We start from the raw sequence: 11,763 nt of genomic DNA, 5'->3' as shown, positions 1-11,763 counted from the left end.
GAGCTATGGGGGTTTGAGCATTCTGGGGGTTTGGCGCTGGAGTTGGGTCTGCACCATAAAGACAGAGCGCACAAGCCAGCCAACCTAGCCATGCCTTGAAAATCCAAGCTTTCATACAAACCCCTTTTACTGACTTGAAACTCTGATTTTAGCACAAAAAGTCTTGTATGCCTTAGCCTAGTGGTGTAGACTTGTATTTAGGGTGATCTTGCGCACACTTCTTAGGGCAAGCATTTTCCCACTCTGACTCTCCTGTCTGAAATGTAATCCATGTAACCCTGAGAGCTCTCTGCCCTTGTAAAGACCATCGGGCTTGGGTACAAAATTGGGGTTGACTTTTTGCAATTCTTGAGCGCTCTTAGGACTGATTTCAAAAATAGTCCCGGCCAACACCCCAATCCCTGCGTCTACAATGCAAGCATCGCCCAAACTAATGCCTAGCNNTTCCCCAATGCTAATAGGCTCTTTATTACCCCCGCTAAGCACGCCTAGTACACTCGCTCCCCCGCCGATGTCTGTGCCTTCACCCACAATCACAGAGGAGCTAATGCGTCCCTCATTCATACAAGCCCCCTCCACGCCAGCATTGAAGTTAACATAACTGGCTCCAGGCATTTGGGTATAACCCCCCTTGCCCAAATACGCCCCAAAACGGGCTTTAGCTGTGTCTAATAGACGGATATTATCCGCTTGGGGTAAAACTTGCATCAGGTAACGGGGGAATTTATCCACAAAATCAATGCAGGGGTATCTATCTTGCATTTTGAGCGCAATTTCGTGTTCACGCAACCACTCTAGCTCATGAGGTGTATTGCCGCTCCAAGCTACATTGGGCAGTAGACCAAAGATTCCATCTAAATTCAGGCTACGCAAGGGGGCTTTGCCTAGAGAGAGAGCAAGCAATTTCATATAAGCACTCTCTAAACTAGCACAGGGCTTATCCGCATAGATCACCACCAAGTGGTAATTGTGGTGGTATTGTGTGGAAAAACGATTGGCGTGTTCCTTGGTAGAAAGCTCACAGCTAGGATCTACTTCCTGCACTAGTGGGGTATAGAGCCGATCGCATTCCAAGGCCCTGGCCAGCTCCAGCACCACTTGGATATTCTTGTGGCTGTTCTTATTGTGCAACACCTCTTGTAAAAAGGGGGCATAGAGTTCCAAGGCGCGGTGGATAAAGTTTTTATCAATCCCATAAACGGCTTCGCTGACTTTGTCCTCCTCTTGTGTGTATAGGGGGCTAGCATGTTTGATGGATTCCATAAATACGGCATACGATCCTAGGCATTCCTCGCCCCAGTTTAAAACGGGAAAAGTGGCGCACAATGGCTTAGCACTCTTTTGTCCGCGCGCGATTTTAGCAATCCCAAAGGCTAGTGGTTTCCTATAATGCGGAGAGTTTTGATAATCGCTAACGAATAGTTTAAATTTTTGCATGCATATCCTCTTGTTGTTGTTCTAAGGCTAAAGTCTGCACTTCAGCTACAAAGGTTTCTAAAAGTTGATCTTCGGGCAGTTTATGGATTACCTTGCCTTTTTTGATGATCAGCCCGCTTTTTTTACCAAAGGCAATGGCAATGTCGGCGTGTTTTGCCTCCCCTAGAGCGTTCACCACGCAACCCATCACGCTCACATCTAGGGGTGTTGTGATGTGGGCTAGGCGTTGTTCCACTTGGGACATCATCGCCACTAAATTAGATTCAATGCGCCCGCAAGTGGGGCAGGAGATAAAGGTAATGCCCTCTTTTTGCCGCCCACTGTAACGCAAGATCGCCTTAGCGACCCTAATCTCTTCCTCTAGCTCCCCCGTAATGGAGACACGCATGGTGTCCCCGATTCCCTCCCTGAGTAACTGTCCCAAAGCCATCGCGCTTTTAATGGTAGAATGAAATAAACTTCCTGCTTCAGTTACTCCCAAGTGGAAAGGATAGGGCACTAGAGGGCGCAGTTGTTGGTAGGCTAAAATTGTGCGTTCCACATCGCTAGCCTTTAAAGACACCTTGATATTGGTAAAACCAACATCCTCTAAGAGTTTGATATTGTAAAGGGCAGATTGCACCATCCCCTCAGGGGTTGCTCCATACTTCACTTCAAATTGCTTTTCTAAACTCCCCCCATTGACTCCAATGCGAATGGGTAAATTGCGCGCATTACATGCTTGAGCTACTGCTTTGATTTTCTCAGGCGCGCCAATATTGCCCGGGTTGATGCGGATGCCATCCACACTCTCAGCTGCGATCAAGGCTAGGTGGTGGTGGAAGTGAATATCCGCCACTAAGGGCAGACTAGATACTCTTTTGAGTTCTTTTAGAGCATTGGCATCTTTTTTATGGCGCACGGCTACGCGCACCAAATCTGCCCCCGCTAACTTTAAACGATCGATTTGGGCTTTAGTGGCCTCAATGTCACAGGTCTGGCTGAAAGCCATACTTTGGGTGCTAATTGGGGCATTACCCCCAATGCGTACAGGGCCAATAGCAATCTGCTTAGTAGGAAAACGAGGGTGCAAGGGCGTCCTTAATTTTTGGGGCATTATAGCTAATTTGCCCCTATAGTGGGTAAGATCTCTAAGACAAAGGTGCTAAAGCTATGGGCGTGGTAGGTGAGGGTATGGATAGTGCCCGTGCCTTCAAAATTGATACTGATAAGGAAAAACTGACGGATGTTCGTGTGCTCAAAGGGTTTGAGTTTATGGGCTAAATTCTCCAAAGTGGGGAATGCTAGAACCATGAAATAAAAGGTGGAGTCGTGATGCTTGGCGATTAAAAAGGGATGTTGGTAGTAAAGTTTGCCAAAATGGCGGATTAACTCTAAGATTACCATGTTTTCAAAGACGGGAGGTAGGGGGTGGGTGTGACTAAAGGCATAGGGGAGGGCAAAATCACAAAAATAGAGTTTGTGGGGCTTGGAGGGGGATTCAAGTGCAGGGATGAGAAAAATACTTTGGCTTTCTTGTAGAAAGTGCATGAAAGCATAAAAAGTGTCCTTAGAGAGTTTGAGTGTTTTTTTTAGCTGGGTGTAGAGGTGGTGAATCGTAACATTCAAGGCCTGGAAACGCAATAGGGCTTTGAAGAGAGGAAATTGTGCTCCCAGGAAAAGCGCATAAATCTCTTGTTTGCGACGGATTTTTTGCCATGCGCTCAAATTTAAGGTAGCAGGACTATTGCCCTCCTTGAGAAAACGGCCAAAGAGGGCGTTAGGAGACTCCTTCTTTTGGCTACACACATACTCTTGAAAATTCAAGGGTAAAATTGCTTGCGCGCTAAAACCCTTTGGGATATTTGCGCGGGTAGACTGGATGAGAATAATGTGTTTTAGAGGCGGTAGAAATAAATCTGGAGGGCAGTGTTTGGCAATCAAAATATCCATTTTATTTTCTAAATGTAATTTCAGGAGGACTTCTTTAAGACAGTTAACCTCTAGGCGCGCATCGCTCCCATCTAGGTAAATGGGATATTTGAAAGAACGCGCCAAACTCAAGGCATGCATGCTCTTGCCCACTTTAGCGCTCCCATAGAACAAGACTTTAGAAGAAAGCCAGGGATAGGTTCTAGGTAGCAGCTCTTGTTGCACTGTGGCGTAGATAAAACTTTCTTGCAAAATCACATCTAGCATGGGCACACACTAACATACTTTCCTTGAGATAAGGAAAGTATCAATAGGCTTAAGTGCCTAGAAAGGGCTTGATACTTGACTATTATGTCATTTTTGCCTAGAATAAAAGCTTTTAATTTGACGCCCCTAAAGAGGAAAGGTTTATGGAAAAAATACGTTTAAAGCTTAAAGCTTACGATCATAGGGTCTTGGATCGATCTGTGGTGGCTATTGTAGAAGCAGTCAAACGATCTGGATCTGAGATTAGGGGTCCTATTCCCCTACCCACTAAAAACAGACGCTATACTGTCTTGCGTTCCCCTCATATTGATAAAGACTCGCGAGAGCAATTCGAGATTCGCATACATAGCCGTCTTATCGATATTATGTCGGCTACACCTGAAACCGTGGATAGCCTGATGAAGCTCGATCTAGCTCCCGAGGTAGATGTTGAAGTCACTTCTATGGAAGGCAAGTAGCACCACATTAAGATTTAAGGATTGATAATGGAGTATCTAGTTCAAAAGATCGGCATGAGTCGTGTCGTGGGGACAAATAGCGTGGCAGTGACTTTGCTCAAGGTCTTAGAAAGCAAGGTGTGTGCAATCTATGATAAACAGGTTTTAGTCGCCTATCCCTTGCACAAAACACATAATAAAGCCATTGCCGGTCAACAAAAAAAGTATAATCTGAGCAAAGAATTCAACCATTTTGCTACTCTTGATGCTCAGGTGGCAGAATTAGGCGATCTACCTTTAGAACCTTTGGAGAGCGCAAAGCAGATCAAGGCCACCTTTTGCACCAAAGGACGAGGCTTTAGTGGAGCGATGAAGCGCTGGAATTTTCAAGGTGGACCGGCAGCCCATGGGAGTCGTTTTCACCGCCGCTTGGGCTCTATTGGGAATAGAGAATGGCCCGGGCGTGTCCAAAAAGGTAAGAAAATGGCAGGGCATTATGGCAACGAGAAGGTAACCTGTCATAATGAGGTTCTCTCGTTTGATAAAGAGAGTAAAATCTTAGTTCTCAAAGGTTCTGTGGTGGGCTATGCTGGGGCCTATGGTAGGATCGCCATTAAGTAGGTAAAGGGAAAATATGAAAGCGAAGGTACTCAATCAGCAGTGCGAACAGGTGGGGGAATTAGACCTGCCTGCACGCTTTAAAGAAATTAAAGAACATAATTTATACTTGTATGTCAAGTATTATCGCGCCCAAGCCCGCGCCAACACCGCCAAAAGTAAAAACCGCGGTGAAGTGAGCGGAGGTGGGCGCAAACCTTGGAATCAAAAGGGCGGGGGGCGCGCTAGAGCCGGGAGCATCACTTCTCCCATTTTTGTAGGCGGGGGTGTGTCTCACGGGGCGACTAATGCGCGTAATTACGACCTCAAAATCAACAAAAAGCAAAAGAGGCTCGCCCTAGAATTCGCTTTGGGACAAAAAGCAAGTGCAGAAAAATTGCTTGTAGTAGACAAAGTGGACATCACCAGCCAAAAAACTAAGGACGCACACACATTTTTGGCAAGTTTAAAACAAAGAGATGTGCTTGTGATTACCAAGCACTTACACGAACATAACTATTTGGCTTTTAGAAATCTAAGGAATTGTTATGTGGTGGAAACAAGCGAAGTGAACGCTTACCTTGTCGCGTCCTACAGCGCGGTGGTGGTGGAAAAAGCCGCGTTTGACACGCTTGTAACAGCTTAAAAGGAGAGTGCATGGCAGACATCACCGATATCAAATCTATCCTCTATACAGAAAAGTCCCTCTCAATGCAAGAGAGCGGGGTTATTGTGGTGCAAACCGCCATGGGTGTTAGCAAAAATCAGCTTAAGGCGATTTTTAAAGACTATTTTGGTTTTGTACCTTTGAAAATCAACGCACTCAGGCAACAGGGGAAGATCAAACGCTTTAGAGGCAGATTAGGACAGCGTGTTGGCACGAAGAAATTCTATGTCAAAGTTCCCAAAGATGCTAATATTACAGCGTTGAGCGCATAAGGATAGGACATGGCGATTAAAACTTATAAACCTTATACTCCCAGCCGTCGTTTTATGAGCGGTCTGGATTCTAAAGACATTAGCGCAAAACCCAGCGTCAAAAAGCTTTTAATCAAGCTACCCGCCCATGCAGGCAGAAACCACAGCGGTAAGATCACCAGCCGCCACAAAGAGGCCGGAGCTAAGAGGCTTTATCGCATCATCGATTTTAAGCGTAATAAATTCGGTGTAGAGGGCAAAGTAGCTAGCATCGAATACGATCCTTACCGCAACGCGCGTATTGCCTTAGTGGTTTATCCTGATGGCGATAAACGCTACATTCTACAACCCAGTGGCTTGAAAGTGGGTGATGCTATAGTGGCTGCCGAAGAGGGCTTAGACATTAAAGTGGGTTTTGCCATGAAACTTCGAAGTATTCCCATTGGGACCATTGTGCACAATATCGAAATGCACCCAGGTGCAGGTGGACAACTGGCTAGGAGTGCGGGCATGAGTGCCCAAATCATGGGCAGAGAGGGCAAATACACCATCTTGAGAATGCCCAGTGCGGAGATGCGCTATATCTTGAGCGAATGCATGGCAACCATTGGCGTAGTGGGGAATGAAGATTTTATCAATACGAGTATTGGTAAAGCGGGACGCAACCGCTACAAGCGCGTGCGGCCTCAAACACGCGGAAGTGCAATGAATCCGGTGGATCACCCGCATGGGGGCGGTGAGGGCAAAACAGGTTCTAGTGGCCATCCGGTTTCTCCGTGGGGATTGCCCGCTAAGGGTTATAAGACTAGGCGCAAGAAAGCCAGTGATCGCCTGATCATTTCACGAAAGAAAGGTAAATAGCAATGGGAAGGTCGATTAAAAAAGGTCCCTTTATTGATAAACATCTCATGGATAAGACACTCAAGCATAAGGCTAAGAAAGATAATAAGCCTATCAAAACTTGGTCGCGCCGTAGCACCATTTTACCCGAAATGATTGGGTTAACTTATAGTGTGCACAATGGACGGATTTTTATCCCTGTTTATATCACTGAAAATCATGTCGGTTACAAGCTGGGCGAGTTTGCCCCCACGAGAACCTTTAAAGGGCACAAGGGCACGGTGCAAAAGAAGATAGGTAAATAGACATGGTAGAACAATACATAAAGGAATGCAAATGAGCACGGCGTTACTCAGATATAGTAGGCTCTCTCCCACAAAGGCGAGATTGCTAGCCAGGCAAGTGCAGGGCATGAATGCAGAGGTGGCAATTGCCAGACTGGAGTTCACGCCCAATAAGGCCGCTCGTGTCCTCTCACGGGTAATCAGTGCAGCCGTTTACAATGGCGGGCATGATTCTAAATCCGTGTCTGTGTTAAGTTGCCGTGTAGATGCAGGTCCTGTGCTCAAGCGCCATATGCCCCGCGCTAGAGGTAGAGCCACAGCTATTAGAAAGCCCACATCTCACATTTTAGTCAAAGTGGGTAAGAAAGGAGGGAGCAACTAAATGGGTCAAAAGGTCAATCCGATTGGTTTGAGACTGGGAATTAATAGAAATTGGGCATCTAGGTGGTTCCCTGGAGCACAGGACACGGTGCAGAATATTCAGGAGGATCATCGTATCCGTAAATTTCTCAAGAAAGAGCTCTATTACGCAGGGGTGAGCGAGATCGTTATCGAGCGGGCTGCCAAGAAATTGCGCATCACGGTGGTAGCTGCAAGGCCAGGACTTATCATTGGCAAAAAGGGCGTGGATATCGAGAAAATTAAACTCTCCCTGAAAGACTTGATCAAGAAAGAAATTTCCGTCAATATCAAAGAGGTCAAGCGCCCGCAGGCGGATGCGCAGCTAGCTGCCGAAAATGTGGCGACTCAGTTGGAAAAACGGGTGGCTTTCAGACGCGCTATGAAAAAAGTTATGCAGACAGCGATGAAATCTGGGGCGCGTGGCATTAAGGTGCGTGTGTCAGGACGACTAGCTGGAGCTGAGATCGCGCGCACAGAGTGGTATATGGAAGGGCGCGTGCCTTTGCACACTCTACGGGCCAAAATTGATTATGGTTTTGCAGAGGCCATGACGGTCTATGGAATCATCGGGGTAAAGGTGTGGATATTTAAGGGTGAAGTGCTCCAAAAAGGGATCCAAACCGACAAGCGCGAAGAAGAGAATGAAGAGAGAGCACCTAGAGGGCGTGCTAGAAGAGGGAGAGAGTAGCCATGTTAATGCCTAAGAAGACGAAATACCGTAAGCAGATGAAGGGCAGGAATCGGGGAAAATCTGCGCGTGGAGTCAAGCTAGCCTTTGGGGATATTGGGATCAAGGCCGTTGAACATGGGCGTATCGATTCGCGTCAAATCGAGGCCGCACGGGTCGCCATGACTCGTCATATCAAAAGGGCAGGGAAAGTGTGGATTCGAGTCTTTCCCGATAAGCCTTTGACTGCCAAACCCTTAGAAACCCGTATGGGTAAGGGGAAGGGCTCTGTGGAAAAATGGGTGATGAATATTAAGCCTGGACGCATTGTCTATGAAATGTTAGGGATTGAGGAAGGTTTGGCTAGAGCAGCTTTGAGCTTGGCCCAACGCAAGTTACCCTTTAGAACAAAAATTGTAACTAGAGAGAGTGAAAATGAAATTTACTGAATTGAGTGGGAAGGACAGAAAGGAGTTGGCGAAGATGCTCAAAGATAAAAAGCTGGAGCTCTTCGAACTACGTGTGAAGCTCAAGACGATGCAACTCACTAATCCTAACGAAATTAGAAAGGTCAGAAAGGACATTGCGCGCATCAGCACGGCTTTGTCTGCCCTAAATCATGCATTGGTTGAGGAAAGGTAGAGCATGGAAACCAAACAGCCCCATAAGCGCCTTATTCAGGGTAAGGTAGTCAATAAAATTGATGCGTGTAGCGCGGTGATCCTAGTAGAGAGAAAGGTATTGCATAAAAAATACCGCAAGATTGTCAAACGCTTTAAGAAGTATACCATTGATGATCGTCAGAATGTCGTTCAGGTGGGAGATTTTGTAAGCGCTATCGAGTGTAAACCTGTATCTAAGACGAAAACTTTTGCTCTGAAAGAGATCTTAGTGAAGGGAGTTTCATGATACAGAGTTTTAGCAGATTGGTTGTAGCGGATAATAGTGGGGGCAAGGAGATCATGTGTATCAAGGTTTTGGGGGGAAGCCATAAACGCTATGCAAGTGTAGGCGATGTCATCGTGGCTTCTGTCAAAAAGGCCATTCCCAATGGAAAAGTCAAAAAGGGGCAGGTTGTGAAGGCCGTGATTGTGCGCACGAAAAAAGAGGTGCAGCGTCCCAATGGTTCTCTGATTCGCTTTGATGATAACGCTGCTGTAATCCTAGATGCCAAACGCGACCCAGTGGGCACACGCATTTTTGGACCTGTGAGTCGGGAAGTGCGTTATGCGAATTTCATGAAGATTATCTCACTGGCTCCGGAGGTCCTTTAATGAAGTGCAAGATTAAGAAAGATGACATGGTAAAAGTCATTGCAGGGGACGATAAAGGCAAGGTGGGCAAGGTGTTAGCTGTTTTCCCTAAGAAGTCCATGCTGTTAGTGGAGGGTTGCAAGCTCGCTAAAAAAGCCATTAAGCCCACAGATGATAATCCCAAGGGTGGGCATGTTCTCAAAGAAATGCCTATCCATGTCTCTAATGTCAAGAAAGAGAAGGAGTGAGCGCGATGGATGGCTTGAAAAACTTCTATGAAAAGGAAGTGAAGAAGAAATTGGCAGAGGAATTAGGAATCAAAAATCCGATGTTATTGCCTAAGCTTGAAAAAGTTGTGCTCAGTGTGGGCGCGGGGGATTACGCTAAAGACGCTAAGATCATGCAAAACATCGCCCAAACTCTCTCACTCATTGCCGGACAAAAGGCAGTAATCACCAAGGCAAAAAAGTCTGTAGCAGGGTTTAAAATCCGCGAGAACATGGCAGTAGGCGTGAAGGTAACACTCAGAAATAAGATTATGTTTAACTTTTTAGAAAAGTTAATTGTGATTGCACTGCCAAGAGTAAAGGACTTCAGGGGGGTTTCCAGAAATGGATTTGATGGGCGGGGGAATTATGGTTTTGGTTTGAACGAACAGTTGATCTTTCCTGAGGTGGTCTATGATGATATCATGGTTACCCACGGACTCAACATCGCTATTATCACTTCTACAAATAACGATAAGGAGGCATTTAAGTTGCTAGAATTGCTCGGAATGCCCTTTGCAAAAGGGCGCTAATGGCTAAGAAATCAATGATCGCAAAAGCCCACAGAAAGGCAAAATTCAAGGCACGGGCATACACTCGTTGCAATATCTGTGGGAGGCCCCATTCTGTCTATAAGGACTTTGGTTTGTGCCGAGTATGCTTAAGGAAAATGGGTAATGAGGGTTTAATCCCTGGTCTTAGAAAAGCTAGTTGGTAAGGGGCACACATGGTCAATGATATTGTCGCAGATTCTCTGACACGCATTCGGAATGCAAGCATGCGCCGTTTGGAGGTTACAGAGCTTTACTATGCTAAAATCGTGGTGTCTATCTTGGAGATTTTTAAGAATCGTGGATTTATCGCCAATTACCAAGTGGTGCAAAGGGAAGGGAAAAACTTTATCTCTGTAGAATTAGCCTACGATGACAAGGGGCGTGCGGTCATCAGTGAAATCAAACGATTGAGCAAACCTGGGCGTAGACTTTATAAGCAAGCATCTGAGCTCAGACGCTTTAAGAATGGATATGGGGTGGTTGTGGTCAGCACTTCTAAGGGTGTGATCACTAATGAGGAAGCTTACAAGCAAAATGTAGGCGGTGAGGTGCTTTGCAGCATTTGGTAGGAGTGTGGCATGTCAAGAATTGGTAAGAGGGCGATCAAAATCCCTAGTGGAGTGCAGGTGAGTGTTGAGGGAAGTAACTTGCATTTTAAAAACAGCAAAACAAGTCAGGTGCTGGAGACACACGGGCGTGTTAACATTGTGCTAGAAGGCGATTCTCTGCGCTTTGAACCTGTTGGAGAGGGGGCGCAGAGTCGCGCATTCTGGGGGACTTACAATGCTTTAGCAAACAATATTGTGGTGGGACTGGATAAGGGATTTAGCAAGGTCTTGGAAATTAATGGGGTGGGTTATAAGGCGGCTCTAGGACATAAAGTTTTAGAACTCAGCTTGGGATTTAGTCACCCAGTGAAGCACCCCATCCCTGAGGGTGTGGAAGTGGTTGTGGATAAAAACACCATCACACTCAAGGGGAGTAATAAGCAACAGCTTGGACAGCTTGCCGCAGATATCCGTGCTTACAGACCTCCTGAACCCTACAAAGGCAAGGGTATTAAATACAGTGATGAAATTATTTTGCGCAAAGCTGGCAAGACTGCTAAAAAGTAAGGAACGAGTATGACACAAAGTGTTTTAGAAAAGAAAAAGCTCCAGAGAGCTAAGCGCAAGATGCGCGTGCGCTCTAAAGTTTTTGGCACACAGGAGCGTCCCCGTGTGAGCATTTTTAGATCCAATAAGCACCTCTATGCTCAAGCCATTGATGACAACGCACATGCGACTTTGGCGCATGTGGATGGTAAAAAATTAGGACTGGGGAAAAATGTAGAGGATAGTAAGAAACTCGCGTTGATCTTTGCAGAAAGTCTTAAGAAAAAGGGCATAGACAGGGTGGTATATGATCGTAATGGATATTTATATCATGGAGTGGTGGCTACCTTTGCAGAAACTCTGCGCGAACAAGAGATTGCGCTTTAAGGATGGGCATGGAGATCAATAGAGAAGAGTTTTCAGAAGTTGTGGTGAATATTGGACGGGTTACCAAGGTAGTGAAAGGTGGACGGCGTTTCCGTTTTAACGCTTTGGTGGTTGTGGGCAATAAAAATGGACTTGTGGGCTTTGGCTTGGGCAAAGCTAAGGAGGTCCCCGATGCGATCAAGAAGGCCATTGACGACGCGTTTAAAAACATCATTGAGGTCAAGATCAAGGGCACGACTATTGCCCATGACATTGAGTGCAAATACAATGCGAGTCGCATTTTGCTCAAACCCGCTTCAGAGGGAACAGGTGTCATTGCCGGAGGGTCCACGCGCCCTATGATCGAATTAGCCGGTATTAAGGATATTTTAACGAAATCCTTAGGGTCTAACAACCCCTATAATGTGGTGCGTGCTACCTTTGATGCGCTCTCTAAAATCAAAGGATAG

Annotated in this window: 22 protein-coding genes; 19 read left to right on the top strand and 3 right to left on the bottom strand. The window is 46.1% G+C overall.

Features of this window, described 5'->3' with window-relative positions; all coding sequences use genetic code 11:
- Positions 1–177 precede the first annotated feature (177 nt).
- The 3 genes from C6H04_RS07570 to C6H04_RS07560 are packed head-to-tail and all read right to left on the bottom strand — an operon-like array spanning position 178 to position 3,615.
- Positions 178–1,437, bottom strand: coding sequence for a tetrahydrodipicolinate N-succinyltransferase N-terminal domain-containing protein (locus C6H04_RS07570; RefSeq protein WP_104732804.1), 1,260 nt, complete (start codon positions 1,435–1,437; stop codon positions 178–180).
- The gene (gene ispG, locus C6H04_RS07565) at positions 1,424–2,533 is read right to left on the bottom strand and encodes a flavodoxin-dependent (E)-4-hydroxy-3-methylbut-2-enyl-diphosphate synthase (protein WP_104732803.1); all 1,110 of its coding nucleotides are present in this window, start codon (positions 2,531–2,533) and stop codon (positions 1,424–1,426) included. Before ispG ends, C6H04_RS07570 begins: the two co-directional genes overlap by 14 nt.
- Before the next feature lie 5 nt (positions 2,534–2,538).
- Positions 2,539–3,615, bottom strand: coding sequence for an ATP-binding protein (locus C6H04_RS07560; protein ID WP_104695388.1), 1,077 nt, complete (start codon positions 3,613–3,615; stop codon positions 2,539–2,541).
- 143 nt (positions 3,616–3,758) lie between these two features.
- Here C6H04_RS07560 and rpsJ point away from each other — a divergent pair, with 143 nt between their 5' ends.
- The 19 genes from rpsJ to rpsE are packed head-to-tail and all read left to right on the top strand — an operon-like array spanning position 3,759 to position 11,763.
- Positions 3,759–4,073 (top strand): 30S ribosomal protein S10, encoded by a 315-nt coding sequence (gene rpsJ / locus C6H04_RS07555; protein WP_104732802.1) that lies wholly within the window; start codon positions 3,759–3,761, stop codon positions 4,071–4,073.
- 27 nt (positions 4,074–4,100) lie between these two features.
- Positions 4,101–4,673, top strand: coding sequence for a 50S ribosomal protein L3 (gene rplC / locus C6H04_RS07550; RefSeq protein ID WP_104732801.1), 573 nt, complete (start codon positions 4,101–4,103; stop codon positions 4,671–4,673).
- 13 nt (positions 4,674–4,686) lie between these two features.
- Entirely contained in the window at positions 4,687–5,295 is a 609-nt protein-coding gene (gene rplD, locus C6H04_RS07545; RefSeq protein WP_104732800.1) for a 50S ribosomal protein L4, read from the top strand.
- A gap of 11 nt (positions 5,296–5,306) precedes the next feature.
- Positions 5,307–5,588, top strand: coding sequence for a 50S ribosomal protein L23 (locus C6H04_RS07540; RefSeq protein WP_104695392.1), 282 nt, complete (start codon positions 5,307–5,309; stop codon positions 5,586–5,588).
- A gap of 9 nt (positions 5,589–5,597) precedes the next feature.
- Positions 5,598–6,428 (top strand): 50S ribosomal protein L2, encoded by an 831-nt coding sequence (gene rplB, locus C6H04_RS07535; RefSeq protein ID WP_104695393.1) that lies wholly within the window; start codon positions 5,598–5,600, stop codon positions 6,426–6,428.
- A gap of 2 nt (positions 6,429–6,430) precedes the next feature.
- Positions 6,431–6,712, top strand: a complete 282-nt coding sequence (gene rpsS / locus C6H04_RS07530) for a 30S ribosomal protein S19 (protein ID WP_013469775.1) — start codon at positions 6,431–6,433, stop codon at positions 6,710–6,712.
- Between the two features lie 31 nt (positions 6,713–6,743).
- A complete protein-coding gene (gene rplV, locus C6H04_RS07525) occupies positions 6,744–7,073 on the top strand; it encodes a 50S ribosomal protein L22 (RefSeq protein WP_104695394.1) in 330 nt (109 codons plus the stop codon).
- The gene (gene rpsC / locus C6H04_RS07520; RefSeq protein ID WP_104695395.1) at positions 7,074–7,781 is read left to right on the top strand and encodes a 30S ribosomal protein S3; all 708 of its coding nucleotides are present in this window, start codon (positions 7,074–7,076) and stop codon (positions 7,779–7,781) included. It abuts the gene before it with no gap.
- Between the two features lie 2 nt (positions 7,782–7,783).
- Positions 7,784–8,209 (top strand): 50S ribosomal protein L16, encoded by a 426-nt coding sequence (gene rplP / locus C6H04_RS07515; protein WP_104695396.1) that lies wholly within the window; start codon positions 7,784–7,786, stop codon positions 8,207–8,209.
- Positions 8,196–8,402, top strand: coding sequence for a 50S ribosomal protein L29 (gene rpmC, locus C6H04_RS07510; RefSeq protein WP_104695397.1), 207 nt, complete (start codon positions 8,196–8,198; stop codon positions 8,400–8,402). The genes rplP and rpmC overlap by 14 nt, the downstream gene beginning before the upstream one ends.
- A 3-nt stretch (positions 8,403–8,405) precedes the next feature.
- Positions 8,406–8,669, top strand: a complete 264-nt coding sequence (gene rpsQ / locus C6H04_RS07505; protein WP_104695398.1) for a 30S ribosomal protein S17 — start codon at positions 8,406–8,408, stop codon at positions 8,667–8,669.
- Entirely contained in the window at positions 8,666–9,034 is a 369-nt protein-coding gene (gene rplN, locus C6H04_RS07500) for a 50S ribosomal protein L14 (protein WP_104695399.1), read from the top strand. Before rpsQ ends, rplN begins: the two co-directional genes overlap by 4 nt.
- Positions 9,034–9,261: a 50S ribosomal protein L24 gene (gene rplX, locus C6H04_RS07495; protein WP_104695400.1), complete on the top strand. Its 228-nt coding sequence runs from the start codon at positions 9,034–9,036 to the stop codon at positions 9,259–9,261. The genes rplN and rplX overlap by 1 nt, the downstream gene beginning before the upstream one ends.
- 5 nt (positions 9,262–9,266) lie before the next feature.
- Complete coding sequence (gene rplE / locus C6H04_RS07490; RefSeq protein WP_104695433.1) at positions 9,267–9,812, top strand: 50S ribosomal protein L5; 546 nt, start codon at positions 9,267–9,269, stop codon at positions 9,810–9,812.
- Positions 9,812–9,997 (top strand): type Z 30S ribosomal protein S14, encoded by a 186-nt coding sequence (locus C6H04_RS07485; protein ID WP_104695401.1) that lies wholly within the window; start codon positions 9,812–9,814, stop codon positions 9,995–9,997. The genes rplE and C6H04_RS07485 overlap by 1 nt, the downstream gene beginning before the upstream one ends.
- 9 nt (positions 9,998–10,006) lie before the next feature.
- Positions 10,007–10,402, top strand: coding sequence for a 30S ribosomal protein S8 (rpsH, locus tag C6H04_RS07480; RefSeq protein ID WP_104695402.1), 396 nt, complete (start codon positions 10,007–10,009; stop codon positions 10,400–10,402).
- 9 nt (positions 10,403–10,411) lie between these two features.
- A complete protein-coding gene (gene rplF / locus C6H04_RS07475; RefSeq protein ID WP_104695403.1) occupies positions 10,412–10,948 on the top strand; it encodes a 50S ribosomal protein L6 in 537 nt (178 codons plus the stop codon).
- A 9-nt stretch (positions 10,949–10,957) separates the two neighbouring features.
- Complete coding sequence (gene rplR, locus C6H04_RS07470; protein WP_104695404.1) at positions 10,958–11,314, top strand: 50S ribosomal protein L18; 357 nt, start codon at positions 10,958–10,960, stop codon at positions 11,312–11,314.
- A gap of 8 nt (positions 11,315–11,322) precedes the next feature.
- Entirely contained in the window at positions 11,323–11,763 is a 441-nt protein-coding gene (gene rpsE, locus C6H04_RS07465) for a 30S ribosomal protein S5 (protein WP_013469763.1), read from the top strand.

Source organism: Helicobacter salomonis, assembly GCF_900197775.1.
GTDB lineage: Bacteria > Campylobacterota > Campylobacteria > Campylobacterales > Helicobacteraceae > Helicobacter > Helicobacter salomonis.
This window is presented reverse-complemented; position numbering and strand designations above follow the sequence as displayed.

Excerpts from the sequence above, each read along its gene's own strand:
- ispG (WP_104732803.1), bottom strand. The coding sequence starts at position 2,533 with ATGCCCCAAAAATTAAGGACGCCCTTGCACCCTCGTTTTCCTACTAAG.
- C6H04_RS07560 (WP_104695388.1), bottom strand. The coding sequence starts at position 3,615 with ATGCTAGATGTGATTTTGCAAGAAAGTTTTATCTACGCCACAGTGCAA.
- rpsJ (WP_104732802.1), top strand. The coding sequence starts at position 3,759 with ATGGAAAAAATACGTTTAAAGCTTAAAGCTTACGATCATAGGGTCTTG.
- rplC (WP_104732801.1), top strand. The coding sequence starts at position 4,101 with ATGGAGTATCTAGTTCAAAAGATCGGCATGAGTCGTGTCGTGGGGACA.
- rplD (WP_104732800.1), top strand. The coding sequence starts at position 4,687 with ATGAAAGCGAAGGTACTCAATCAGCAGTGCGAACAGGTGGGGGAATTA.
- C6H04_RS07540 (WP_104695392.1), top strand. The coding sequence starts at position 5,307 with ATGGCAGACATCACCGATATCAAATCTATCCTCTATACAGAAAAGTCC.
- rplB (WP_104695393.1), top strand. The coding sequence starts at position 5,598 with ATGGCGATTAAAACTTATAAACCTTATACTCCCAGCCGTCGTTTTATG.
- rpsS (WP_013469775.1), top strand. The coding sequence starts at position 6,431 with ATGGGAAGGTCGATTAAAAAAGGTCCCTTTATTGATAAACATCTCATG.
- rplV (WP_104695394.1), top strand. The coding sequence starts at position 6,744 with ATGAGCACGGCGTTACTCAGATATAGTAGGCTCTCTCCCACAAAGGCG.
- rpsC (WP_104695395.1), top strand. The coding sequence starts at position 7,074 with ATGGGTCAAAAGGTCAATCCGATTGGTTTGAGACTGGGAATTAATAGA.
- rplP (WP_104695396.1), top strand. The coding sequence starts at position 7,784 with ATGTTAATGCCTAAGAAGACGAAATACCGTAAGCAGATGAAGGGCAGG.
- rpmC (WP_104695397.1), top strand. The coding sequence starts at position 8,196 with ATGAAATTTACTGAATTGAGTGGGAAGGACAGAAAGGAGTTGGCGAAG.
- rpsQ (WP_104695398.1), top strand. The coding sequence starts at position 8,406 with ATGGAAACCAAACAGCCCCATAAGCGCCTTATTCAGGGTAAGGTAGTC.
- rplN (WP_104695399.1), top strand. The coding sequence starts at position 8,666 with ATGATACAGAGTTTTAGCAGATTGGTTGTAGCGGATAATAGTGGGGGC.
- rplX (WP_104695400.1), top strand. The coding sequence starts at position 9,034 with ATGAAGTGCAAGATTAAGAAAGATGACATGGTAAAAGTCATTGCAGGG.
- rplE (WP_104695433.1), top strand. The coding sequence starts at position 9,267 with ATGGATGGCTTGAAAAACTTCTATGAAAAGGAAGTGAAGAAGAAATTG.
- C6H04_RS07485 (WP_104695401.1), top strand. The coding sequence starts at position 9,812 with ATGGCTAAGAAATCAATGATCGCAAAAGCCCACAGAAAGGCAAAATTC.
- rpsH (WP_104695402.1), top strand. The coding sequence starts at position 10,007 with ATGGTCAATGATATTGTCGCAGATTCTCTGACACGCATTCGGAATGCA.
- rplF (WP_104695403.1), top strand. The coding sequence starts at position 10,412 with ATGTCAAGAATTGGTAAGAGGGCGATCAAAATCCCTAGTGGAGTGCAG.
- rplR (WP_104695404.1), top strand. The coding sequence starts at position 10,958 with ATGACACAAAGTGTTTTAGAAAAGAAAAAGCTCCAGAGAGCTAAGCGC.
- rpsE (WP_013469763.1), top strand. The coding sequence starts at position 11,323 with ATGGAGATCAATAGAGAAGAGTTTTCAGAAGTTGTGGTGAATATTGGA.